This is a genomic window from Verrucomicrobiia bacterium, from assembly GCA_035495615.1.
In the GTDB taxonomy this organism is placed as follows: domain Bacteria; phylum Omnitrophota; class Omnitrophia; order Omnitrophales; family Aquincolibacteriaceae; genus DATJFP01.
In genome coordinates this window covers 15,437-40,247 of record DATJFP010000051.1, presented here as the reverse complement: position 1 = coordinate 40,247, position 24,811 = coordinate 15,437, and the positions used below count along the sequence as shown (strand labels likewise).

Annotated in this window: 18 protein-coding genes; 4 read left to right on the top strand and 14 right to left on the bottom strand. The window is 59.9% G+C overall.

The annotated features are described in order from the left end of the window. Window positions 1–79: 79 nt before the first annotated feature. Entirely contained in the window at window positions 80–550 is a 471-nt protein-coding gene (locus VL688_06965; GenBank protein HTL47789.1) for a hypothetical protein, read from the bottom strand. A 171-nt stretch (window positions 551–721) separates the two neighbouring features. Here VL688_06965 and VL688_06960 point away from each other — a divergent pair, with 171 nt between their 5' ends. Together VL688_06960 and VL688_06955 are read left to right on the top strand one after the other, a co-directional pair. Further along, complete coding sequence (locus tag VL688_06960; protein ID HTL47788.1) at window positions 722–1,255, top strand: DUF1360 domain-containing protein; 534 nt, start codon at window positions 722–724, stop codon at window positions 1,253–1,255. A 157-nt stretch (window positions 1,256–1,412) separates the two neighbouring features. Further along, on the top strand, window positions 1,413–1,814 hold the full coding sequence (locus VL688_06955) for a hypothetical protein (GenBank protein HTL47787.1): 402 nt from the start codon (window positions 1,413–1,415) through the stop codon (window positions 1,812–1,814). A 45-nt stretch (window positions 1,815–1,859) separates the two neighbouring features. On the opposite strand, the gene VL688_06950 is transcribed toward VL688_06955, so the two are convergent. From VL688_06950 to VL688_06940, 3 genes are read right to left on the bottom strand one after another with little or no spacing between them, the layout of a single operon-like run. Then, the gene (locus VL688_06950) at window positions 1,860–2,561 is read right to left on the bottom strand and encodes a glutathione S-transferase N-terminal domain-containing protein (protein HTL47786.1); all 702 of its coding nucleotides are present in this window, start codon (window positions 2,559–2,561) and stop codon (window positions 1,860–1,862) included. Beyond that, window positions 2,558–3,208, bottom strand: a complete 651-nt coding sequence (locus VL688_06945; GenBank protein ID HTL47785.1) for a hypothetical protein — start codon at window positions 3,206–3,208, stop codon at window positions 2,558–2,560. The genes VL688_06950 and VL688_06945 overlap by 4 nt, the downstream gene beginning before the upstream one ends. A 34-nt stretch (window positions 3,209–3,242) precedes the next feature. Next, the gene (locus VL688_06940; protein HTL47784.1) at window positions 3,243–4,148 is read right to left on the bottom strand and encodes an alpha/beta fold hydrolase; all 906 of its coding nucleotides are present in this window, start codon (window positions 4,146–4,148) and stop codon (window positions 3,243–3,245) included. Between the two features lie 181 nt (window positions 4,149–4,329). Between VL688_06940 and VL688_06935 the strand changes: the two genes are divergently transcribed. Both VL688_06935 and VL688_06930 read left to right on the top strand, forming a co-directional pair. Beyond that, window positions 4,330–5,085 (top strand): hypothetical protein, encoded by a 756-nt coding sequence (locus VL688_06935; GenBank protein ID HTL47783.1) that lies wholly within the window; start codon window positions 4,330–4,332, stop codon window positions 5,083–5,085. A 70-nt stretch (window positions 5,086–5,155) separates the two neighbouring features. Beyond that, a complete protein-coding gene (locus VL688_06930) occupies window positions 5,156–5,926 on the top strand; it encodes a class II glutamine amidotransferase (protein ID HTL47782.1) in 771 nt (256 codons plus the stop codon). A gap of 6 nt (window positions 5,927–5,932) precedes the next feature. On the opposite strand, the gene VL688_06925 is transcribed toward VL688_06930, so the two are convergent. From VL688_06925 to VL688_06880, 10 genes are all read right to left on the bottom strand, one after another. After that, window positions 5,933–6,514 (bottom strand): hypothetical protein, encoded by a 582-nt coding sequence (locus VL688_06925; protein ID HTL47781.1) that lies wholly within the window; start codon window positions 6,512–6,514, stop codon window positions 5,933–5,935. An 86-nt stretch (window positions 6,515–6,600) separates the two neighbouring features. Further along, window positions 6,601–7,227: a transcriptional repressor LexA gene (lexA, locus tag VL688_06920; GenBank protein ID HTL47780.1), complete on the bottom strand. Its 627-nt coding sequence runs from the start codon at window positions 7,225–7,227 to the stop codon at window positions 6,601–6,603. Continuing rightward, window positions 7,209–7,535, bottom strand: coding sequence for a hypothetical protein (locus VL688_06915; protein ID HTL47779.1), 327 nt, complete (start codon window positions 7,533–7,535; stop codon window positions 7,209–7,211). Before VL688_06915 ends, lexA begins: the two co-directional genes overlap by 19 nt. Before the next feature lie 124 nt (window positions 7,536–7,659). Then, the gene (locus VL688_06910) at window positions 7,660–8,175 is read right to left on the bottom strand and encodes a hypothetical protein (protein ID HTL47778.1); all 516 of its coding nucleotides are present in this window, start codon (window positions 8,173–8,175) and stop codon (window positions 7,660–7,662) included. 18 nt (window positions 8,176–8,193) lie between these two features. Next, window positions 8,194–20,700, bottom strand: coding sequence for a GNAT family N-acetyltransferase (locus VL688_06905; protein ID HTL47777.1), 12,507 nt, complete (start codon window positions 20,698–20,700; stop codon window positions 8,194–8,196). 123 nt (window positions 20,701–20,823) lie between these two features. Continuing rightward, entirely contained in the window at window positions 20,824–21,618 is a 795-nt protein-coding gene (locus tag VL688_06900; protein ID HTL47776.1) for a hypothetical protein, read from the bottom strand. 63 nt (window positions 21,619–21,681) lie between these two features. Then, window positions 21,682–21,888, bottom strand: a complete 207-nt coding sequence (locus VL688_06895) for a SlyX family protein (GenBank protein HTL47775.1) — start codon at window positions 21,886–21,888, stop codon at window positions 21,682–21,684. A gap of 4 nt (window positions 21,889–21,892) precedes the next feature. Further along, window positions 21,893–22,603: a spermidine synthase gene (locus VL688_06890; GenBank protein ID HTL47774.1), complete on the bottom strand. Its 711-nt coding sequence runs from the start codon at window positions 22,601–22,603 to the stop codon at window positions 21,893–21,895. Then, window positions 22,600–23,769 (bottom strand): aminotransferase class I/II-fold pyridoxal phosphate-dependent enzyme, encoded by a 1,170-nt coding sequence (locus VL688_06885; protein HTL47773.1) that lies wholly within the window; start codon window positions 23,767–23,769, stop codon window positions 22,600–22,602. Before VL688_06885 ends, VL688_06890 begins: the two co-directional genes overlap by 4 nt. After that, a complete protein-coding gene (locus VL688_06880) occupies window positions 23,762–24,787 on the bottom strand; it encodes an alpha/beta fold hydrolase (GenBank protein ID HTL47772.1) in 1,026 nt (341 codons plus the stop codon). Before VL688_06880 ends, VL688_06885 begins: the two co-directional genes overlap by 8 nt. Window positions 24,788–24,811 lie beyond the last annotated feature (24 nt).

Below are 24,811 nucleotides of genomic sequence, written 5' to 3'. Positions count from 1 at the left end.
AAATAGTTTCTAATGGCTTGCTTCGCGCCGCCGCTCATCGAATTCTTCGAATACCGCATGGCCGCATCTTCAAGCGCACCTAACTCTGCTTCGCCGCCGTCTGCTCCAGAAGATCCAGTTCATTGTAGAGGATGTCCGCCCCGGACTGAACGGACCCGTCCGGATACTTCACCAGGTGCACGTTGCCCGCCTCCGAGCGTTCCACCCACTTGCGGATGAATGCGCGCGAGTCCTGCCCTTTTTCATAACGGTTCCGCATCAGCCACATGCCGCCGCGGTAGGCCTCGAGCGGCGTGTACCAGGCTCCGTCGTGAAAATACACCAGCTCGGTCGCATTTTTCAGGCGCTGGAAAAGGTAGCGCTGCTTGTCCACTTCGCTGCGAGTGCTCTGCTGGTAGGTTTTGAATTCCGGCGTGTTTTCGATGGGGGTGGGGCCGAGGTAGACTTTCCTGCCGTCGGGCGTTACACCCTTTAAATAGGAAGACGAGGCGCAGCCGGAAGCCAATAAGAGGACAAGGCACGGAAAAAAGACGATCTTCGACAGTTTCATGACGATCTCCAAAAGGGTTTCTCCCGACCGGGAGCTTTGCGAATGAGCGGCTATTGTATCCGGGTGCGCAGGATTCAACAAATGCTTTTACTCCCCGCCCCCGGAGCGGGATGACTGCCGAAAAAGAACTGCCCCGATGGCCGCCGCCGCTCCTTCTGATAAGGTACGGGCATGAAAAACGGCCGCAGCCTCAAAGTCCCGGTGACGAAAAAAATCCGGCAATCTTATCTTCGGAACGCCCCTGGCAAAGAGAGCTTTCCGCTCGGCGGCTATGCCGTGCTGATGACTTCTTATGCGGTTTTGTTCGCGGGCTTGTACCGGGCCGCGGTGCTGAAACGCAAAAAAATCCCGGAAGCGCTTTCCCCCCGCGACCTGGCGCTCCTGGGCACGGCCTCGTACAAAATAAGCCGTCTGATCACCAAAAGCCTGGTGGCAAGTCCGCTGCGAAGCCCTTTCACCGAATACGGCGAATCCATGGGCGCAGCCGAGATCTACGAAAAGTCCCGCGGCCGGGGCCTCATGAATGCCTTTGGCGATCTCATCACCTGCCCCTGGTGCTTTGGGGGCTGGACGGCCATGGCCTCCTTTTTCGGGCTTACTTTTTATCCCCGCTTCACGCGCGCGACCGCCAGCATCTTCACGGTCTCCGCGATCTCCGACGCCTTGAATCTTCTCTACGACATTCTCAAAAAGCATAAGAAGTAGCCTTTCCCGGCCATGAGCATTTATCCTGAGCGGGCACGGCGAAGGAGTACGTTTTTTCGATCGCCTCCCGGATTTGCCGGAAAGACCCGGCGGTCTAGACTAAGGACACGAACGGGAATCATGAGGGTTACAGGTCTTCTAAGACCGGGAGGTTACCATGAAAAAGCCCATTGATCCTAAAACGCACGGCGTAATGGATTATCTTTTCGGGGTATTCGTTCTGCTTGCGCCCGCGATTTTCCATTTCCACGGACTGCCGGCGAATCTCTTGTATGTCCTGGGTATCGGCCATCTGCTCATGAGCGGAATGACCGCTTATCCTCTGGGCATTACCAAGACCATTCCTTTCACGGTCCATTCGAAGATTGAAGCGGCCGCGGCCGCATTTATGCTCGCCTCGCCGTGGCTCTTTCGATTTTCGGCCTTGGAGGCTGCCCGGAATGTTTACGTGGCTGCCGGCGCGGTCGTTCTTGTGTTGTGGTCGCTGACAGATTACCGGAGCATGTGGAGGGGAAGTCTGACGGACATCTTTCCGGAAGAGTACCGCAAGGCGGCTTAGAAGAAGTCCCGGGTTCCGGCCTTGCAAGGGCCGGACCCGGAAAAATCAGGCGGGCAATTTGATTCCGGAGACCGCGAGCGACATGCGCCGGCACCAGTCTTCGAAAACGGGATTTTCGTCCAGCACTTTACCCGCGGGAAGTCCCGCGACCGAGCGAGTGATGCCGAAAACCGCGAGGTCCGCACCGTTGGGGTTCATGCCGCCGAGAAACGGCCTTCCCTTCAACCCCTCGGCCCACTCCGCCGCTTTCTGTCTCAAGAAAACAGCAGGATCCGTGATGCCTTCGCGTTTGCGGATCTTTCCCGCGACGAGCGTCATGACGAAAGCGCCCGTAAATTTGATGGTCATTTTCTCGAGCCAGCTGAATTTGCCGACGCGCGTGATGTAATCGAACGAACGCAGCGCGTTCGGGACCGAATCATAGATGGCCGCGGGAAGCCCCTTTACGAACGTCTCCGACCATGCCAGCCATTTGTCCTCTTCCTCTTTCGCGGCGGGCTCGCGGCTGAAGACCGCGGGCGCGGGGAACTCTTCGTCGATGCGCCGCATGATGGGCGTGGAATCGTTGACCTGCGTCCCTTTGGAATCCACGTAGATCGGCACCGCCTTGTACTCGGAAAAAGCGATTTCTTTTTTCTTCAAAGGGTGCACTTCGATGGTCTCGAAATCCACGCCTTTGTACTGGAGAATGCTGCGCACCTTATTGCAGAAAGGGCACGCGGCATATTGATAAAGTTTCGGTTTCATGATTTTCCTCCTTCGGATTCCACAATAAAAACGCCGGACTCATCCATCATGATCGGATGATGCCCGTCGTTTTCCTCCGCGGGCCGGGCTGTAATCCGGACCCCTTTCGACGTGGGTTCAAATTCATAATGATAAAGCGGCGACAGCGGCCGGGGCTCGAGCAGGCCGGCCTTGTGCAGGTCGCCGAAATTTTTCGGCATCTTGCCGCGGTCGGCTTCGAAGACCGCGATGGCATTGCTGATGTTCCGGAGCTCGGACTTGGCCGCGGTTTCGTCGACCCACAGAATCATCCACCGCGTGAGCGGATTCCACCGAAAAAACTTTTCGACTTGCCCGGGCTCCTGCAGCGGAGACGCGCCGGGCCCGACGCGCTCGGTTTCCTGCGGCATGGCCGCGGGATCCGGCTGGACGTCCGGCGGCAGCTGCTTCAAGTCCGCTTTGCGCAGGTTCACCATGCCCTGCTGCGTTTCCACGACGATACCCGCCGCGTCCTGCGCCACAAGCGCGCCTTCGTAATGCGTGCCGTCCTTCAGCTCAAACGTGGCCGCGAGAAGCGGAAGCTGCGCCGCCATCGCGAATAACGCCGCCCCAAGCCAGAATTTATTTTTCAGGATGGTCCGCACAAATTCGATTTTAGGCGCAGGCATGCCGGGGTCAAGATTTATTTCAGGGAAGGGAAAATTAGGCCGCGGCGAATTCCATGATGTCCTGTTCGATCACCGAGGCTTCGCAGTCGCGCGGCAGCACGTGATTGGCGCGCGTAAGCGTCACAAACCTCGTAACGGAAGGATCCAGGGACGCCACGATGCGGCGGGTTGTCTCATAGTCGGTCACGCGGTCGTGCCTGCTTTGGAGCACGAGCACGGGGATCTTGAGGCGGGAAAAACTTTTGACGGACCGGCGCGCGATCTTCGCGACCTTGAAAGCCTCGCTGGAGGCATGCGTGGCCACGTACTGGCGCGGCACGAACGTCTTCGCGCTCGCGCTTTCCTTGCAGACCGCGGTTTGTCCGGGAAGGCTTTGCAGGTACGGCACGTAGCCTTCGAGAATGTCGTTGTAGGTTTCGACAGGCAGAAGGTAATACCATTCCTGCCGTACTTTGAAAAACGGCGCCATCAGGATGATTTTGTCAGGCGGCGTTTTGGCGAATTGGACCGAAACAGCCACGGTCATCGAAGCGCCCATGGACAGGCCGATCACGATGAGCTCGCCGTAGGCCGGACGCAATTCCCCGTACAGCTTCGAAACGTATTCCAGCCATTCCCCGGCCGTCACTTTTTCCAGGCCGCGCGCGCCGCGCCCGTGCCCGGGCAGGAGCGGCACGATCACGTCATAGCCCTGGGCCTGGAACAGCCTTGGCAGGTTTCCGAAATCCGACGGCGCGCCGCTGAAGCCATGGACCATGAGTACGGCTTTTTTGCCGTTGCCTTTCAGAAGAATCGGCCTCGCATAATCGCGGATCGGGGCGTTGGGTCCTGAGATCGCGGCGGGCACGTCCTTTTGCATGTTCTGGAAAACGTAAGTATTGTAAATTCCGGAAGCCGGCACGAGGACGACCGATAACAGGATGGAGAGAAAAGCTGCCATGAAATCCTTTCGATTCGAAAATTCCGCAATGGGCTGCGCCTTGGAGCTTTGTCGGCAAAAAGCGGTGGGGTTAAAGGAATTTTACTACAAATGCCCCCTGAAAGGCGAAGTGAAATTTGGCCCTGCTTGTTTTTATCCCGCGCGGGAGGTACTTTCTAAGGGAGTGCAAAAAGGAGACTCCATGGAACGGCAACTCCCTTTCGTCCTGATTCTGGCGGCATTTTTTCTGGCCGGACTTCCTGCAGCCGGCGCGGCTCCCGCTCCATATCCCGAGCCGGAAAAAAATATTCCCGTGACGGAAGTGACAAACGCGCCGGAAGCGGAAGCCTCGGCGCAGCCCGTGCCTTCCCAGGCCGAGGCGCCCGAAGAATTCCAGGACGAAGCGCCGGTGCTTTACCAGGCGGTTCCCGAACCCTCTTCTTCTGAAGAAAGCATTCCTGAAGACGCGAATGAGCCCGGCCCCTCGCCTTCCGCCAGCGTGTCCATGCAAACCGGACCGAGCGAAGAAGCGTCGATGCCCGGCATCAGCATCAGCGCGCAGGAACCGCCGGCCGATCCCGTGTACACGCGCCTGGAACGTATCGTCTATGACTGGTGGTGGGACGAAGAGATTACGGATGCGAACCGCGACCAATGGTTCACGGATGTCCAGAGAGAAGGCACGGAACTGGAAAACGATGCCGGCGACGGCGCCCAGCACTTGGGCGTTTGGGCTTATACGATCCAGCAGGGTGACGCGCAGTGGCTCAATGACTTGCCCCCGAGCATGAGAAATTTGGTCAACAACGAAGGCTGCAGCATCACCCTCGAAATCTCCATTCTCTCGCCGCACAGCAATGAGGAGCCGCCGATGCGCTCCATCCTGATCATCATCCACACGCAGGATGGGAACGAGTACTCGATCGATCCCTACGAAGACCCGCCCGTCCGGATCTGATTCCTTACGGGCGCGGGAAATTTCCGTGCCCTAACTCCCCCCGCGGAATATAATGGATTGGAGAATCCTCATGTGCCAATTGCTGGGAATGAATTGTAACTATCCCACGGACATTTGTTTTTCGTTCCAGGGATTTGCCGCCCGCGGCGGGAGAACGGACAACCACCAGGACGGCTGGGGCATTGCCTTTTTCGAAGGCACCGGCTGCCGGCTTTTCCTGGACAACCGCCCTTCCATTTACTCTCCCATCGCCGATCTCGTGCTGCGTTATCCCATCCATGCGACTCACGTGATCGCGCACATCCGCCGTGCGAGCGTGGGCCCGGTCGCGATCGAGAATTGCCATCCGTTTCAGCGCGAACTCTGGGGGCGTTACTGGGTCTTCGCGCATAACGGCGACGTGCCGGGCCTTCATGCCGGAGACTGCCGCTTTTACAAACCCGTGGGACAGACCGACAGCGAGAGGGCCTTTTGCCTGATCCTGGACGCGCTCCGCACCGCTTTTCCCGCGGGAGGCGCCACGGTGCGGGAAGTGCACGCCGTATTAAAGGAAATCACCCAGAGCATCGCGGCCCACGGGATTTTCAACTACCTGCTCTCGGATGGAAATTTCTTTTTCGCGCATTCGTCGAATAATCTCTGTTACGTGGTACGCCAGTCTCCCTTTTCTTCCGCGCACCTCATCGACCAGGACCTGTCTGTCGATTTCCAGGCGCTGGCGCGTCCCACGGACCGCGTCTCCATTATTGCGACCGCTCCCCTGACCGATAACGAGACCTGGACTCCCATGAAGCCGGGAGAATTGCTCGCCTTTGAAAACGGCGTTCCTTTGAAGTTCTAAGCCGTTTCAGAAATCGATGTTTTCCGGCGGCAGCGAAACGCGGTACTGTTTGCCGCCGTTCGCCTCCAGGAATTCCCTCGGGTTCTTCTTCAGCAGATACCCCGCCACCACGCTCCGCAGGCGGCTGAACGCCTGATACCCGTCGGAGGGAATGCAGCGCGCCTGCCGCAGGTCCTGGATCGAAATCCACCCGCTTCCATTACTTTTCATTTCCCGGGCCAGATGAAAGAGCAGCCGGAAAAGCGATTCACCCATCCGGAACTTTTGTCCATTGATCGCAAGGTTGGCCTGCCCGGACCCGGGCTGGGGAAACAGATGAAGGCGGTCCGCGCACAAATAATGTTCCCGCCGCCCGGCCGCGTAAGCCGCTTCGGGCTCGGCCGTTCCCGCGGCCGGAACAGGCACAAAATCGCGGAGCGTAAGGATGTGGGGTTTCACTCCCGCTTCCGGGCGGCAGCGGAGGATGAGCCTGAGGCTGGAGGCGCTTTGTTCGATTTCGAGGACTTCGAATTTTTCGCCCGCTGTTTTTTCCAGAGCACGGACGACCTTTTCATGAACGCCGAGATTTTTCAGAAGCGCCAGATCCATGGGATGGCCTTTAGTTGCGAGACCAGCTTCGGGGTAGCTTCTGGCGGTACGGAAAACCGCGAGGGGCTGTTTCCACTAATCTTATTTCAAAACATGTTCAGACGAATAACGCCGCAGACTTTCCCGACCAGCGAAAATTTCTGCTGCGGCTTGACGAGGATCGGTTGGTACGCCGGATTTTCGGCTTTGAGCTCGATGTGCGCGGCCCGGCGGTAAAAACGTTTCACCGTGGCTTCTCCTTCCACGAGACACACCGCGATCTCGCCGTTTTCGCAGACCTTCTGGGGCCGGACCACCACCAGGTCCCGGTCTAGAATGTGCGCGCCGGTCATGCTGTCTCCGCGGACCCGCAGCAGGAAACTGTTTTTTACCGCGGCCTCCCGGTCCACCAGGAAATGCCCTTCGATATTTTCCTCGGCCAGGATCGGCGTTCCCGCGGCCACCTGTCCCACGATCGGAAGCCGGACCAGGCCTTCGGGCGCCATGTCCATGCCGTCCGAGTCCAGCACCTCGATGTCGCGGGCCTTGGCCGTCCTGCGGATGTAGCCCTTGCGCTGGAGCGCGGAGAGATAATCCTGGACCGTGCCCACGGCTTTGAACCCGAAATGCGCCTGCACTTCATGGAGCGAAGGAAAGTTATGCCTTTGCGCCTTGGTCTTAAGCAGGTATTCCAGCACCTTGCGCTGGTTATCGGTCAGGGGTTTCTTTTCCATACCGCACTCATATACCATAAAAATTTATGGTACTCAAGGGCAAAAAAAGATTTTTCAGGGCGCGGCTTGGATTCCCCCAGGAGAAACTCCCCCGCCGCCGCGAGAAAGCCGCCCATGAAAACCAGCCAGAAAATCCCGGCCGCAAGGCGCAGTCCCGCCAGGCAGGCTTTCAGGAAAACCCGGCCGGGACTTTTTTTCGGGACCACGACCGCGGGCAAAACCGTGGTTTTGAAAATGACGATGACTTCCGTCCTTGGATATTCGATGAAGACGTTCTCTTCCGGTTCCACGACACACGCCTGTCCCATGCTGCACTCTCCTTGTTTCATTTTTTGCTTTCTGTGATCTGCCGCAAGAATACCCGCGCAAATCCGGAGAAACAATCACGGAGGCCTCGCGGAGGTCTCGCGGAAAATTTCGAGGAAGGAAGTTTCAGAATTTCAGGCGCGGGATGACGCGGGAGAGATAATAGGCCGGGGCCAGCACCGCGAGGAAGTACGCCGCATAGGCCATCAGCCGCACGGAATCTTTCTTGGATTTCAGTTTCTTCAGCTTGTAGAGATCGATCCGCGTAAACGCGGCGAGTTCGCCCGTCATGTAGCGTTCGAAGCCCAGGTCCTTTTCATAATAAGAAAGGAGCGGGCGGCTGCGCATCAGGCCGTAGCGGCCGATCACGGTCCAGGTGGCGTGATGCAGCACTTCTTCGGGCCTCAGGAGTTCCAGGGAATCGTTGAAGCGGTTGGGGAATTTTTCTTTGAAGGCCGCGACTCTCGGCGCCGCATCCTCTTGCCCGCCGCGGACCAGGACGCCGTACTTCTGGAGGTCATGCGCGAGGACGGATTGGCAGTAACTGGCCGTGTACAGAATCGAGCCCGCCATCAAAAAGGCGGCACAGAAAAGCACGGCCCGCAGAAGATCCGGCAGGAATTTTAGGCGCCCTTCGAGCATGGGCGTATTGTAGCCGCGTTACGCGGACCAGGCAACTGCGTAGCGGTTCTGCATCTCGGTCCAGACCGAGTTCAGGTAGGTTTGCGCGATCTGCCAGCGCCCGTTCGGCCCGCGGACCGCGTAGGCTTCGCCGATCTGCCGGATGAGCTCGGCTTCTTTGAAAGATTCCGCGATGCCGAGAAAAGCGCGCAAGGCGCCGGCCTGGGCGTAATCCAGCGCATACACGGCTTGGCGGATGCCATAGCTTTGCTTGAGCGAGGCCAGCAGCTTTTCCGTGTCCTTCGCCGTGCCGCCGGAAATAAAAGACGCCTGGATGAAAATTTTCTTTTTGGCGAGATTCGCGCGGTCGTGCAGGCCCAGATGGAGGCGGTCCGAATGTTCGGCCAGGAGTTTCTGGAGTTTGGGGAGTTTCAGGTTCGAAAGAGGATAACGGTCCGTGCCGGTTATGTACACGTCGAGCCCTTTGTGCAGGGAGACGAGCGTCAGGATTTCTTCCCATTGCCGGCTCGACTGGGCCGGGGTCAGCTGGACCAGCTCGCGCGCCTCCAGAAAAACGGCGGCAGGCATTGCAAACTGCTCCAGGGATTTTTTCCCCACGGCATCCAAAGCTTTGTTTCTGGCAGTGCGAAGTTCCGTCTTGCCTTGGAAAATACCTTCCTTGATCAACAGCGAAGCCATCCGCCCCAAGTGGTCCCGCACGGCTTCGGCGCTGTGGAGAGGGCTTCCGGCGTCTTCGAAATGCTGGAGATTCGAAAGCCGCGCGACAAACCGGTAGATGCGCATCATGTCCTGTTTTTCAGCCATGACGATTCGCCATCCGGAACTTTTCAAGAATTCGTATTTGCCGTCTCCGGCCGGAAGCTCGGTCACGTTCGGTCCCAAGGCCCATTCCCTCACGCCCATCTGGCCGTCCATCACGCTGACGTAAAAACGTTTTCCTTCCCGTTCGATCTCCGTCCAGAAATGGAAAAAGGAAGGCGGATTCGCCTGCCCTTCGGAGCCCGCTTGCCTCACCAGCCCGCCCCAGCTTTCAACCTTGACGGCGGGATCGTTCTTGAAAAATTCGGCCGCCAGATTATTTATCAGCGGCGTCGCCATGGCGCACATCGGGCATTCCAGCATGGATTTCTCGTCGTCGGGATTTTCACCCAGAGCCAGGATGGTATCGCGGCGCACAAGAGAAGCGAATTTCCGGACCGACGCTTCGAAATCCGCCTCCGCGGTTTCACTTTTCGCGGAGCGCAGTTCCGGGCGAAATTTCCGGCGATTGGCTTCGCGCAAAGACGGCACGAGCGTGTCCAGAATCCACTGCCGCATGCCCTCGGGATTTTCAAGGGTCCCCAGAGTATTCCACCAGTGTTCTTCGGATTGCGGCGGCAGGACTTCGCGCAGAAGCTTGATGCCTTCGACGCCGAAAAACCGCTGGGCAAGCTCCGAATGCACCTCCGGCAAGGCGGCCAGCGGCGCGGAAAAATTCCGCAGCAGGCCTTCGTCGTTGAAATAAATCACGCCGGGAACGTAACCTTTCTTTTCCCGGGCCATGGTTTCCAGGCGATCGAAGATTTCTTCGTTCATCCGGTACACGTAATTCTCCACGTGCTGCCCCGTCTCCGCCGCGACGGCCGACAGCACGGCGCCATGATGAGGGATGAGGCCGGCCCCGATAAGGTAGCGCCGCGCGCGGTCAAGCCGGACTTCCGGCGCCGCGTTCGGGTCGCGGATCCAGGCCGCCAGATCCCCCACGTAATTGCCCTTGATCCACTTGTGGAGCGTGCCCTCGTCGAGATCTTCCGCGCGCAATTCATTGCGGAGGACCTCCGCGAGCTGGATGAGAAGCTCGTATTCCTGCCCCGGATTTTTGGAAAGCCGTCCCAGGAGGGTGCTGTCTTCGGTCAGGGCGGGAAAGACTTCGCCGAACTGCTCGAAAAATCCCACGGTCACTTCCAGGATTTCCGGATGCCGTGAGGTAAAGTTGACACTCGCTTCTTCCAGGCGCACGCTCAGGAGAAATGCGACCAGCGAAAGATTCTCCAGCCATTCGTATTTTTTCGCGCGCGCCGAAAGCGCCTTGGCGCGGTTCCCGATAAGCCGCAGCTCGCGGACAATCTGTTCCTTCCGCCCCGCCGCCGACATCAATTCAAAGGCCGGCGCGTAAAGGGCCGCGTGTTCGGCAAGCGTGCGCGAAGGCGCGGCGTCTTCGGATTCCTTGAAAAGCGAGGCCAGCGTTTCGAAAATGCGCTCGCGCAGGAAAGGCGTCTGCTGCTCCGCGGGCAGGCTCTCGAACCAGTCTTCGAGCGCCATCTGGATGTCCGACATGCTGAGTTCGTAATCCTGGTCTTCTTCCGCTTCCGGGTCTTCGAAGCTGAAGCCCGTGTCCGCGTGCGCGGGCTCGCCCGGCCCGGGCCTCACGTCGAGCGCATCGATCAGCTCGCCTTCGTGGACGCGGCGGACGTACATGTGAATCGCGACCGCCGGCTGCGCGTGGGGATTGATCGTGATGACGAACTGATGCTGTTCGTGATGCTCCGGCTCTTCCGAGAACGGAAACACGGCGCGCAGTTCGCCCGCGGCTTCGTCCTGGATAAGGCGCACTTTGATTTCGCGGTGCGGCCCGAGCGTGATGGAAACAAAATCCGGCGCCGGCGCCGCGCGGAAAACATTGCCCACGAGCCGGCGCACGTGGACGAGCGCCTGAAGGGATTCTTCGAGCGAAAGCGCTTCCGGGCTCTGGTCGTCGCCGTCGACGCGGCGCGCCTTGAGCTCGTCGATCTGATCGGAAAGAGCGAGCACCGCGTCCTGAATGTCCGCGAAATAATCCGGCTGCAAATCTTTGTGCGGAAACTGCCGCGTTTCGATCACTTCGTTCTTCGCGTTCTTCAGGCGCACGAAATTGACGGCCTGCTTTTTCTCGATGTCCATCTTGATCCAGCGCACTTCTTTGGCCTGCACGGTCTTTTGTTTGACCACGGCCTCGACCTTGCGCTCGGCAAACGTGAGGTACGCTTCCTGGATCACGCCGGACGCGTCCTTAAAAAGCGTGACCTTGGCAAAATCATCCTCCGGCGCGCTTCGGCGTTTCAATTCATACGTCTCGATTTCGGTTTCGCTTTCGCCATTCGTCGATCGCAGTTCGCTTTTCACCAGCTCCACTTTGATCGCCGAACCTTCGCGCGTGACGCGAAGGAATTCGTCGGCTTCGGGCAGGCGGTCCGTCTGTCCCGAGCCCGCGATCTCCTCGCCCACGAAAAGCGCGGTCTTCCATCCGAGCGTCATGCCTTCGGGAACTTTTCCGCCCCGGACCCGGACGGCGCCCGCTTCGCTTCCATCATAATAAGCGGTCACGGTGCCGCTGCCGATTTCCGCCGCGGCTTCTGCGGCAAGCTTATTGACCCGCGCGACCATGGCGTCCACCCCGCTGACCAGGTCTTCGGACGCCGGGACTTTTCGTTGTCCCGCCGGCTCCGAGGGAGGAAACTGCCCCGGATCGATCTCGATGATTTCCATCTCGGGAACCTCACGGCCCGTGGCGCGGCGCCAGGCGTTCAAGGCTTCCATGAACACGGTGTTGTAAACGTATTCCGACAGAGGATTGGCCCGCCTCTTTTCGATAACGCTCGCGGTTTCGCGGAGCCACTCAGGGCCGGGCATGAGGCCGGCGCCCGCGGGATTTTGCAGCATCTGGAGAAAGGAGCGGGAAACGCGCACGGTGTCCGGGCCGTTGAAACGGAACGGAAAGCGCGGGAACTCTTCTTCCTCGCCCACTTCGATGTCCGGCATGGCTTCGAAACGCCGTTCGTCTTCCGGAGCCAGGAAGGCCTGATGCCCAAGGAACGCCTGCTCGAAAGCCGCGGACAGCATCGAAGCCAGAGTCTCGTCGGGAACGGCGCGCAGCTCCGGATGGCCGGATTCCTTGAGGACGATTTTTTGCAGGGCTGTGTCCGGCGCGCCGGAGAAATCGATGAAAAATTTGTAGCGGTCATGCAGCGGATCGACCAGGCCGAAAACCAGGCCGCGCGCCTGAGCATAAGTGTCGTAAAAGGGCATCGCTTTTTCCGTGGGATATAAAATCACGCGGCCGAACCCTTCCTTTCTCATCTGGCGCAATGCATAGTTCATCAGGATCTGCCCGCGTCCGGGCTTCCGGTCCGTGATCTTCAGCGTCTCGATGTCATCGAGAAAGGCTTCGCCCTCTTTGACGCGGAACTTCACATATCCCGTGATCGAGCCCGTATCATCCACGAAAAAGAAGCGCCGCGCAGAAGCATCGGAAACCAGGGGCACGGGCACGAAGTCCTCGTCCACGTCCATTTCAAACGCCGTCTTACTCACCTCAAAAAGCGCGCTGCCGAGCGCCTGCCTTTCTTCCTCGAGCGGGAGAAGGCGCAGAACCTCTTCCACGTCGACCATGCGGCCCAAGCCCGCATAATCCTCTACGGATTTTGCCTGGCGGAGCACGGCTCGAATGTCCTTGGGCTCCGGACGCGAAGGCTGAAGCACAAAATACAGGCCGCCGGCCAAATCCTTGGTATCGATGTCCAATTCACGGGGATGAATTTCCCATCCCGCGGCCCGTGCCAAATGCCGGAACGCGGATTTGTCCTTGGTGTTAATGCGCACGGCAAAAAGCGAATCCGGCTTGGCCTTGGCGCGCACTTCGCGGAAAACTTTTTCGACGTCTTCCGGCCTGACGCGGTTGTTGACGTCGATGTTGTCATTCTGCGTCATGGGCCCGCCCTTGGAAAGATCGGGGGCTTGATTTGAAAAATCGGGAATGTTCCACAGATAAAGATCGCTGGGCGGCAGGATGGAAGCGTCCTTCGAGCGGAAAGAAGAGACGTTGTCCGCGACACCGTTCCGTTTGGCCGTCAGCCACGCGCTTGCGGCCTTGATAAGAGTCAAATCGTAAAGCGCGGCCTGCGCGCCGCGCGAAGCGGCTTGCGCGCCGAGCCATCCCGCGCCGGCGCCCACTTCGGAGACCGTTTTGCCGGCCAGGCTGACGATCCCCAAACTTTCGACGCGCTGCACGAACGTCCAAAGATCCTGTGTCGAATCATGGTCCAGGGTAAATACGGTCGGAAGGACTACGCCGTTTTTGAATTCCCTCAATTGAAGCCAGGGAATCCCGCGGATGCCGTTATTGGCCGCATCAAGAGGGATGCCTCCCTGCAGAACAGGGTTTTTGCCGTAATCTTTTTTGTGGTGCCGGCGGATGAACTCCTCGAGACGCGCGTCAGCGAAAGTTTGAGCTTGTCCCCCGCCCGGACTCTGCCAGAAAGACGCCTGGCTCTGGACGGTAAACGAATAAAACGGGATGGGAGAAAACGGCGCGCCCGGAATGGCCCAGACCAGCGCCGCGGGTTTATTTTCATAGGTCAGAAGATAAAGATAGTTGAGGGCCGTTTCCTTCGAGTGCCCGTTCTTTTCCAACAGCGGCTCGATCTCGCGTTCGCCGAAAATGCCCATGGCGCTTTCGTAGACGGCATCCTGAAGCGGCTTGCCCGCGGGCACGCCGAACACTGCGTCTTGCGCGACTTCCACGCGTCCCCATTTATCCTCGAGAGGCTTCACGCGTGCCCGCGCCGGGTCGATGCCGAAGGCCATGAGAAAAGCCCAGAGCGGCGCTCTGTCGTCGAAGCCCTTCAATTCGAGCGCGGTCTGCGCCGCTCGAAGCTCGGATTTCGGAGGCGTCAGGATCGCGTAGCGGCCCTGGACATTCCCCTGGCTGAAATCATAAAACGGGTAAGCCTCGCTGTACTGCACATCCCAGCCTTTGGCCTTCAGGCCTTCCAGCCATTCCTGGTAGTGCTGAAAAATATCTTTCGAGCGGCTTTCCGCAATCTGAGCTGATTCGATTTTTCCCGGCAGGATCAGAATACGGCCGCCTTCGGCCAGGCTTTCCCGGAAATTGTCCAGGGCCTGATTGGCCAGCTCTTCCATGTCAAGGCCGCCCGGGAATCCGAACAAATAAGGCGTCACGATCAAATCGAATTTGCCGCGGCCGAGAGGCTTCAGGACGTTGTCCGTATAAAAAGAAAGCCCGGTCATCACGTCCGCCGCCTGAGGGCGGTTGAGCCTGGCATACCAGGTCCCGCGATGATGCATGCGCGGGATGGACCCGGAATGCTCGTAAGTAAAAAGCCATTGCATCGCGTCACGGCCGCCGGTTTTCCATTTCAATTTTTGCCAGGCGATCGTCACGGGATCACTGTCAACAGCCACGACCTCGCGCGCGCCGAGCATCCGCACCAGGAATGGAAGATTACCGTAGCCAGGGGCCACGAGAACGCGCTTATCGCGGTAAAGTTCCGGCGCCACGACGGGCACTTCTGATTCTCCGAACTGACTGGCCACGAACGGCATGACCGCTTCATGCTCGCCGAAAAGCCAGAGCGGGCGACTCGGGACGTCCCCCTGCCGCAGGAAGCCGTTATGATAGGAATGCTCGATCATCTTTTTTTCGCGGCGCGTGAGGAAAGTTCCGGAAGTGTAATTGAATTCTCTCAGGGTTTCGGCAAGTTCCGGCTCCAGATTCTTAAAGGAAAGCTTTCCCTTGGACGCGGCCGGCGTGAACATGCCCAAAACGCCTTTTCCCATTTTGATTTTCACCACCGTAACGGCGGGCTCGCCTTCGCGCGCCGCGAACAGGCCGCGTTTCATCGCCTTCCGGTCGTCGGCCTTGTACTTGTCGATGGGCGCACCCGGAGGGTTGATCGCCGCATACGTCTTCTTGGCGAGGATGTCCTCCGCGGTGGTGCCGAATATTTTCGCGAACGCAGGATTCACGTACTCGACGGATTCCTGCCCGGCTTCGTCGTAGCTTGCATACCAAACCGCGTGCGGCCGGCTGTCCAGATAGGCGCGAACCTCTTCCAACCCGCGCAATTCGGGGTGTTGCTGTTCCCCGGCAGATTTATTGCGGTCATTCCGCCGGCGGATCTCGGCGGCTCCGGCCTCGTCGATTAATGGCACGCTTCCGCGGATGGCGACATCGGCATAGGCGCCGTGCGCGGCCGCGGGGTAGATCGATGCGGTTCCGAAGGCCCCGAGCTTCTGCAGGCTTCCGGCCAAAGTCTTGCTCTGGATAGCATGGATTTCAAAAATTTTGCGCGCCTCGCGGTCCCCATAAAGCATGAGCAGCGACAACGCGATGAAAATGCGGCCGAATTGGGTATTTTGAGGAAGGCCGGGATAAATGCCGCTGAGCTGGGCTGTCCCATTTTCTGCCTCGACGAGGGAATATTTTCCCGGCGGCTCCTGGTAGGCGCGGAATTTCGAAGGATCACGATGGTGAACAAGAACCTTTCTTTCACGGCCGGCGCCTTCGAGCTCGATCCAATAGCCTTCGGCGAAAAAGCGGTCCATGATTTGAACGTGTTCCGGCCCGAGAATTTCTTCCAGAGACAAACGCCGGTCCGCGGAACGCAGCTCTGAATTCCGGTCCACGAACTGCCGGTAGGTGATGATTTTCTGCGCGATCGAGGCCGCGAGCTCCGGCAGAATCAAATGGCGCGCCGCGGCTTTCTGGAGCAGGATCACGTAGGCGCGCGCGTCGCTCCATTCGGGAACGAGGTAATAAAGGTGGTTGTCCCTTTCGCGCCAGGTTTCATCCGCGGTCCGTTTTTTGAACACAACGTAGAGCGGGCCGTGCAGCCCGGAGGCCGTGTCGCCGAATTGAGCATGGCCGATAAGAGAGCCGTGATGGTCCGAGCGCACCTTGCCTTCCAGCATGATCTGCGCCAGGTCGTCGAACCCGTTTTCGATGCCGGTCGCATCGAAACGTTTTCCAACCTCGAAGACCTGGGTGCTCAAAAGTTTCCGCAGCGCGGCGCCGTTTTCGCGGGCCGTCAGCGCTTTGCCCGCGTCGCCGCCGGCCTGGGCGATGGCGTCGTCCCACGATTCCTGGATCAAAAGATTAAAATCCAGACGCCGGCGGGTTTCTCCGGAAAGCGCGGCCAGGACAAGGACCTTGTCTTCCTCGCCGAGCTCTTCGAACATCGCGGGCCCCAGCCTCCATTGGCCTGAGCGGTGCTCGAGCGCGCGCACGACGTGGGCCAGCGTATATGTCTTTTCCCAGATCTGCACTCTTTTGGCGAGACGGGCCTCGACATCGCCGGGCTGTTTCGGAGGCGGAAAGCGGCTGGACTTCACGAAGTCCCGCAGATCCTTGACCGAGACTTCGAACTTGTTGTAATCATCAAAGCGAAAGGGAATGCCGCGGCGGGACAAATAGGTTTTATAAAGCGAGATCACCCTGAAGTTGGTCAGCCACCAGATGTCCGCGGCAAGGCCCGCCGCGTGCACTTCGCGCAGGAAAGCATCCAGGAGCATGGCCCCCTTCTTTTTCAGCTGCTCTTCGAACGTGACCGCCACGGTTTTCAGCATCAGCGTGGGGCGTTCCACTCCCCAATTTTGCGCCACCAGCATGCCCTCGATGCGGCCCTGCGTGTCGACTTTGAGGAGCAGGCGCAGGTCCGGGTCTTCCAGCTGTTTGCGCCAATGCTCCGGCGTTCTCTCTTCGGGAGAGGCATCGGGGAAATTGCCGCGGTAGATTTCGACGAGGCGCTCCACAAGCGCCGTCATCATGAGTTCATGGCGCGCCGGATCGGCATCCAGTTTCGTGCCCGCGGGAGGCAGCGCGACCACGGCGCCCAGCGCCGGACGCTCGAGAAGGGCGGGCGCGTTTTTCATCCACTGCCTCAGAAGCGCGCGGCCTTGCGCGGCATCTCCTTCGGCTTCAAGACGGCGGAGAACATAGACGGGATGGGCCGCGCTTTCCGTTTCGAACGCCAGCGAGCGGCGCAGCGCATCCAAAAGATGCGGCTCCCGTGAGCCCGCGGCCAGGACGATGAGGCGGGCGCCGGCTTTCATGGAACGCTGAAGTGTTTCGGCGAATTCTTCGGGGAACTTCGTTCCCTGGTCAAAATAATAAACAATGTCCGCCTGCGCGATGCGGCCGGCAAAGTCGGGCTTGTTGAAATTCCCGCCTGCGAATTGGACCTGCCCCGGTTTGATGAGGTTTCTTTTCTCTGCTTCTTCCGCAAGGGCCTGACTTTCACCGAGGGCGCCCAGATGATATTCGACGCCGAAGATTTCCGCGTCCGGCCTTTCTTTGGCAAGCTGCAGCTCGAAAATCCCCTGCCCGCTTCCCGCGGCAAAAATATTCAACTTTGTTTTTTCCGGCACGGCACTGATGACCTGCGCCGCGGCCTGGCCCGCCGTGGGCACGAGAATTCCGGCCTCCGTGCTTTCGTCGGCCCGCAGCGCGATGCCCTTTTCGCGCATCAGCTCTTCCAGCCACTGCGGGACGCCGGAGCGGAGCTCAGCGCGGTTTTCGGTTTTCCACGGCTGGTCTTCCCGGAGGAGCACATAAACCGGACGATCATCGGTTTCGAGCTTGAAAGAGCCCGAGCGGCGCAGCGCGTCCACAAAATCCGGCTCCCAGCGCTGCGAACCGAACACGATCAGGCGCGCGCCCGGTTTCATGGAACGGATAAGCGTTTCCGCCAGGTCGTCCGGTTTTTTCGTGCCGCCGTCGTAGTAGTAAACATAATCCGCTTCGGCAATGCGGGCGCCGAATTCCGCGCCGTTGAAGTCGCCGCCCTGAAAAATAACCTGCCCGGGATTGATGATTTTCTGCTCCTGGGCCTTTGCCGCGATTCGCTGGCTGTCGCCCAAAAGCCCGAGATCGTATTCCACGCCGAAAATCGAGAGTCCCGGGCGCTCCTTCGCGAGCTTCACTTCGAAAAGGCCCTGCCCGCTTCCCGCGACAAAAACTTTTCCCCGCGCATCCGCCGGAAACGCCGCGACCACGCCGTCCGCGAACGGCTGGGCGGTCATTTTGAGAAAACCTTTGCCCGTGCTTTCGAAATCCCTCACGCCGACACGCGCGTCGGCCGCCAGTTTCAAAAGCCAGGGCTCATAGATCGAGCGCAGCTCCGCGCGGAATCTGTCCTCACGCTGGCCGTGGGCGTGATGCCGGAGGTATTTCTTCATCACAATGTAACCGGACTCTTCGCCGCGGCCCGCGGTCTTGAAGCCGAAGCCTTTATAAAGCCGGATGGCCGAAGTGTTGCTGGCCTCGACTTCCAGCCACAGCGCCGTTTTTCCCCACCGGCGGGCAAGCGACTGGCTCGCGGCCAGAAGCTGGAGCGCGTGGCCCTGCCGGCGCTGGCCGGGATCGACGCCCATCAGCTCCACTTCGAGATATTGCTCTCCCACATCGGGCTCGGGATCGTTCAAAATAAAGCCGGCCATGTTTCCGTCTTGATCCGTCACCGCGAAACTTGCCTCCTCCAGCCTCTCCATTTCGGAAACGAACATTTCGTCGTCCTGAAATTCCTGATAAGGTTCGAAGCCCTGGCGGAGCATATTTTCGCGGATGCCTTGATAAACTCCCAGCAAGCCGTCTGTCTCGTCGTCGTCGAGATCGGAAATCGATACGACAGCGGCGGTATGGGCCTCGTTGAGGCGGCGCAATTCCGCGCGTTCGGCGCGCGGAATGTTTGGCTGTACCGGTGCATCGGCACCGGTGCGGAGTTCCGCGCGGCCGGCTTTGGAGTCGTGGCCGTTAAGCGGCGGAATGTTCTTGATCATGCCCGCGTAACGCCGGCGCCTCCAGTTCCGGTCCACGAAATGAAAACCGAATCCGAGGGCAAGCCGGATCATCGGAAGATTCTGCGGATCCACGTCGATCGCGAGCGCCTTTTTCCCGAGCTTGCGTCCGAGCACCTGGCTCATGGCGAGAAGACGGCGCCCAAATCCTTCCCGCTGATATTCCGGATCGATGCCGATGAGCTCGATGCCCAGGTAAGCATCGCCTGCCGCGGGATAGGGGTTATTCAAAACAAAACCGACGAGGTTGCCTTCCCCGTTCGTGATGCCGTAACTCGTCTCTTTCAAACTCTCGACGACATGAAGGAAACGGCTGTCGTCCCCGAATTCCTCGAGCGCTTCATAGCCGGAAGCTTCCATGCTTTCGCGGATGTGCTGGTAAATGCCGAGGAGCTCGTCCATCTCGGCTCCCTCGAGATCGATGTAGGTCAGCCGCTTGAGCTTGAAGTCGTCCAGCCGCCGCAGTTCGGATTTGCCCGATGTTTCCAGCACGCGGTCGAGAAGCTCCGCGGAAACGCGGGGATTGCGCGAGGCCGCGCGGTAAAGGCCGCCGATCACGGCTTCGCCGAACGGTTCCACGAACGACGACGGCGCGCGTGTGGCTTTCGCAGCCGCGCCCGCGGCCATGAAAGGCCGTTCGTACGCGAGGCTGCCGAGCGTCATGAGCTGCCGGTAATAATTTTCATGCACCGGATCCGGCGCGGGAATGGCGGGCGCGGCCACCTGATAGGAAACGCCCAGCTTTTTGAGGATGGCGAGGATGTTGTCTTTGTGAAAGCCGCCGTAGACGAGGACGGCCGCGTTTTCGCCGGGCTCCCGCAGGAACTTCGAAAGCGCGGCCTCGACCGCGCCGTCGCGCTCGAGCGCGGTCTCGTAAAAAAGCGAGGCGGTCCGCAGGCTTTTCTCCCAGGCCCTGGAAAGCGCCAGGGATTTTCCGGTCTCGCGCGCGAGAAATCCGGCAAGCTTCTGCGTGTCGAGGTCGGCCAGCGTCTGCTGCGAGGCCTCGTACTCCGAGGACGTCACGTCCCTCCGGTTCAGCCGCAGCAGCAGGTGAAGCGCCTCGCGGTACCGGAAAAGCTCGAGGTCGCGGGGCGTTTTCAGGAATGGCGCGGCAATGGCCTGCTCGAGCGTGCCGAGCTCTTCGAAAATCGCGCGGGGCTCCACGGCGGCAAGTTCCGCCGCGGCTTCCGAAGATTCCGGAGCCTCGGCCAGAAGAGCGAGATGCGGCGCGCCCGCGGGATTCTCCGCCATCTTCACGGCGCGCCTCACGTAATCCAGAAGGTCCGCCTGCCCGGCTTCGTGCCGGTCGCGGAGCTTCAGCCAGTCTTTGAGCGGTTTCGGGAAATCGCGCTGGACGAGCGCTTCGACGAGGGCGGAAATCGCGCGCAGGTCGCGCTCCACTTCGTTCTGATGCCGCGCGGATTCGCGGTAAGCCGCCAGGTTCTTTTTGTATTTGGCAAGATCATCCGCGCCGATCAGCCTGAAGTCGTGCGCGCGGTTGATGTGCGCGTACTCCGCGCCGCCGATCCTGAGTTTGTCGAGCAGGAAATCCGAGACTTTTTTGCGCGCCGCCGCGTCCTTCATGAAGCCGAAGTAACGCGCCGTGGGCACGGGGCCTTCGTAGCCTTCTTCGAAAACCGTGCGCACGCCGTACTTCTCGACGAGAAACCGGATGCTGCGGGCAATGTTGCGCTGCGCTTCCAGCGAATCGTGCGCGTCCTGGAGATAAAAAATGGTTTTCCCCGAAGTCCCGCGGAAAGATTCCTGCACCTCCGCGAAGGTTTTGGGAAGCCGGAACGCGAGCTCTTGGGACGGCGTGGCCGTGGCCGCGGCATAAAGAGAGCCGTCGGAAAGCAGCAGGGATGCGCAGAGAAAAAGGGCCGTTGTTTTTTTGCAGAACGTAAGGAGGCGCATAGGGTTGTTAGAGTTTACCCACTGTTTCCGCGCCTGCCTAGAGAGCCCGATTTTGACGGGTCAGGGATGCGTCGTCTTGCTTCTTCGTGCTAGCAGATACTGAAGAGGATCCGAAAGATTTTTTTACTGTCCGGAGCGGGTTTCGTGCGAAGGCTGCGAATCGTCATTTTCCTGCCCGCCTTCCATGTCGCGGGGCTGCACGCCCGGACGGCCGGAACGAGACCCATTGAGCTTGTCGACCTGGTCGAAAACGTCGTCTTCCAAAGGCGGTTCCAAAGCCTGCTGCATCGCTTCGAGGACTTTCGCGCCGAGCGCAAATTTCTGGCCCGGCAGCTGCCCCGGCCTCACGTCGCAGGCCTCGCCTTCGTTTTCCAGCGCGGTCTCACCCCGCCGGCCGTTCGCTTCGCTGCCTCCGACGACGACGTGCCGCACGAGCTGCGCGTCCTGCCTCCGGCTTTCGAGGACGACGCGCGATCCGTCCGCGGAAGTCTGCGCGAGGACGGCCGTGCCGCGGATGCCGAAATCGCCCACGGCGAGCGAGGCCTTCATGTTCTCCGGATTTTGCTTTACGATCTCGCCCGTCACCAGGCGGAAGAGGCCGCGCGCCAGGGAAAACGCGGCCTTGCCCGAGCGCGCGTCCGCGTCATAAACGAATTCGTCGAGGACAAGGCGGCTCGAGGCGCCGGCCGTGAGGCTGGTCTTGTCGAGCAGGTCGATTTTGACATAGCCTCTGCTTCCGGTCTCGATCACGTCGCGCAGGTAAACGTCGCCGCCGTTTTTGAGCTCGCGCTTGGCGCCCGTCTCGTCCGCGCATTCGACCGGGCCGCGCACGCGCTCCACTTTGCCGATGACGGCGGGCGCGGCCCACGCCGCGGGCGCGAGAAGCATAAGGACGATTGAAAGATTTAAAATTTTCATGATTCATTCCCCTCACCCTTCCCTCTCCCCATCTTGGGGAGAGGGTTAGGGAGAGGGGCCTTTCTAATAATGCGGCGGCGGCGTTTCTTCTTCCGGCTTTTTGATGAACGCGCCGCTCGCGGCCTGCTGCTTGAGCTGTTTGGTTTCGCGCTCGAGAGCTTCCAGCTTTTTCTGCTGGAGGATGACGACTTCGTTGAGCTGCTCGATCGTGTGCTCCTGGAAGGCCATCTTTTTCTCGAGCTCGATGATGCGCTTTTCCGTATTTTCCATGCCCTTATCTCCGTTTCGGATTGATGAGAGGCGGCGCCGCGGTGAAACGCCGCGCGAGCCACAGATGATGGTGGCCGCCGCCCTTGCCGTCGATGCGCGCGCGCACCGGCACTTCTTTCACGTCAAAGCCCGCGCGGTTGAGCGCGCGCGTGAAGCCGCGGTCCGGTCCCGCCGACCAAACCGCCAGCACGCCGCGGGGCTGAAGCGCCAGGAACGCGGCCTCGAGCCCGCGTTCGCTGTAGAGCGCGTTGTTCTCGTCCCGCCACACGCTTCCGGGCCCGTTGTCGATGTCGAGAATGATGGCATGATACCCGTTCTTGCCGTCGCGGATGAGTTTCGACACGTCTTCCACCACCACCGAGACGCGTTTGTCTTTGAGCGCATGCCCGGCCAGCTCCGACAGCACGCCGCGGTTCCACTTCACCACCGCGGGCACGAGCTCCGCGACCGTGACTCTCGCCTTCGGCGGAAGCCTGTTCAGCGCGGCCCTCAGCGTGAATCCCATGCCCAGCCCGCCGATCAAAAGGCGCGGCTCTTCGATCCTGGCGATCTGCGCGCAGGCCATGTCCGACAGCACTTCTTCGGAACCGTGCATGCGGCTGTTCATGACTTCCACGTTGCCGGAACGGATCGCGAAGTCCGCGTCGTGCCGGTAGAGCTTGAGGTCTTTGCCGCCCGGCATGGGCGCGGTGTCGATCAGGACCCAGGGAATCATGCGCGCCTCCACGCGCGTTCGCGCAAAAACGACAGGCGTTTTCCCGCCTCGCGCAGCGTTTCTTCTTTTTTCGCGAAATGGAAACGGATGAAATGGCGCACGTCTTCTCGAAAAAAACTCGATCCCGGCACGGCCGCGACCCCCACGTCGCGGGCCAGCCATTCGCAGAATTCGACGTCGCTTTGCGGCTTAAATTCACTGACGTCCACCATCACGTAATAAGCGCCCTGCGGCACCGTATATTTGAGGCCCGTGCCGGCCAGCAGCCCGAGGAACAGGTCCCGGCTTTTCGTGTAATGCGCCTGCAGCTCCAGATAATACGAATCCGGAAACTCCAGCGCCGTGACCGCGGCTTCCTGCAGCGGCGCGGCCGCGCCCACGGTCAGGAAATCATGCACCTTGCGCGCCGCGTCCACGACTTTAGGCGGCGCGATGATGTAGCCGAGCCGCCAGCCCGTGATGGAATACGTTTTCGAAAGCGAGCTGCACGACACGGTGCGCTCGAACATGCCGGGAAGCGACGCAAAATAAGTATGGCGGTGCGGCGCGTAGACAATGTGCTCGTAGACTTCGTCGGTCAGGACGAACACGTCGAATTCTTCCGCGAGCGCGGCGATCTCCAGCAGCTCGCCGCGCGTGAACACCTTGCCCGTGGGATTGCCGGGATTACAAAGGACAAGCGCCTTGGGCCTTTGCTCGAACGCCGCGCGCAGCGCCTTGCGGTTGATCTCGAAAGACGGCGGCTCGAGCGGCACGTAGATCGGGACCGCGCCCGTCAGGATCGCGTCGGCCGCGTAATTTTCGTAGAAAGGCGAGAACACGATCACCTTGTCGCCGGGATTGGTGACGGACATCATGGCCGCCATCATGGCTTCGGTGCTGCCGCAGGTCACGACGATGTTCGCGTCCGGATCGATGGGAATGCCCATGAAGCGGCTCTGCTTCCTGGCCAGCGCCGCGCGGAAATTCTGCGCGCCCCAGGTCACGGCATACTGGTGCGGGCCTTTCAGCGCAATGTTTTTCAGCGCTTCCAGGAGTTTGGCCGGCGGATCGAAATCCGGAAATCCCTGCGACAGGTTCACGGCGCCGGTCTGATGCGCGACGCGCGTCATGCGGCGGATGACGGACTCGGTAAAGGCCTGCGTGCGGCTGCTGATCTCAGGCATCGGTACCCAGAAATTCGACGATAGTTTTTTCCAGCCAGTTCCCGGTCCGGAACGGGACAAACCCCGTGACGAAACCCAGATGGCCGCCGTCGGGCGTCATCATGAGGTGAAGGAACGCGGAATTTTTGATTTTTTCCAGGGGCAGCTGGCCGCCGTGCAGAAAAGGATCGTTGCGCGCGTGCACGAGGAGCGCGGGCCTGTCGATCTTTTCGAGATAATTCCCGCAGCTTGCGGCCGTGTAATATTCTTTTTCGTCCATGAAGCCGGCCAGAGGCGCGGTGACCAGGCGGTCGTATTCGCGGAACGTCCCGGCTTTCTCCGCCTTCTCCACGGGAATCAGCCCGGGAAATTGTTTTTCTTTCGCCGCGGCTCGCGCTTTGAGCGCCTTGAGAAGGCGCTTGGTGTACAGCACTTTATCCAGGCCTTTGTCCAGATTATCCACGGATTTTTCCAGGTCGTAGGGCGCGGAAACCGCCACGGCTTTTTTGACTTCGGGCGGAACGGCCTGGGGATTCTCGCCGAGGTATTTGAGGACTTTGTTGCCGCCGGCCGAGTAGCCGACCAGGTAAATTTCCTTGGCCTGGTAACGCGACAAGACCTCCCGCACGAGCTGGGCAAGATCTTCGGTGCGCCCGGAATTATCCATTATCGGCGCCTTGTTCGGGCTGAGCGCGCCGCGCCAGTTCAAGGCCGCGCCCTGCCATCCCTTGTCGTGCACCGCCTTCATGAGCGTGCGCATGTTCTTGGATTCGGACGAGCTTCCAAGGCCATGCACCATAATCACCACCGGCGCGCCGGCTTCTCCCGGCATCCAATCCACGTCGAAGAAATCGCCGTCCGGCGCCGCGAGCTGCTCACGATGGACAGGGACGTCGGGATAGGGACGCAGAAGAAAGGCCCAGATCGTCTGGGGATGCGCGCCGAGACTCCACCAGGCCGGCCGGAAATGCGCGGGCACGGAAGCGGCCGCGGCATTGAGGGCCGCCAGGAATACGACAAGGTAAAAGGACTTTTTCACGCGTGCAGTATAGAAAGCGCCGGG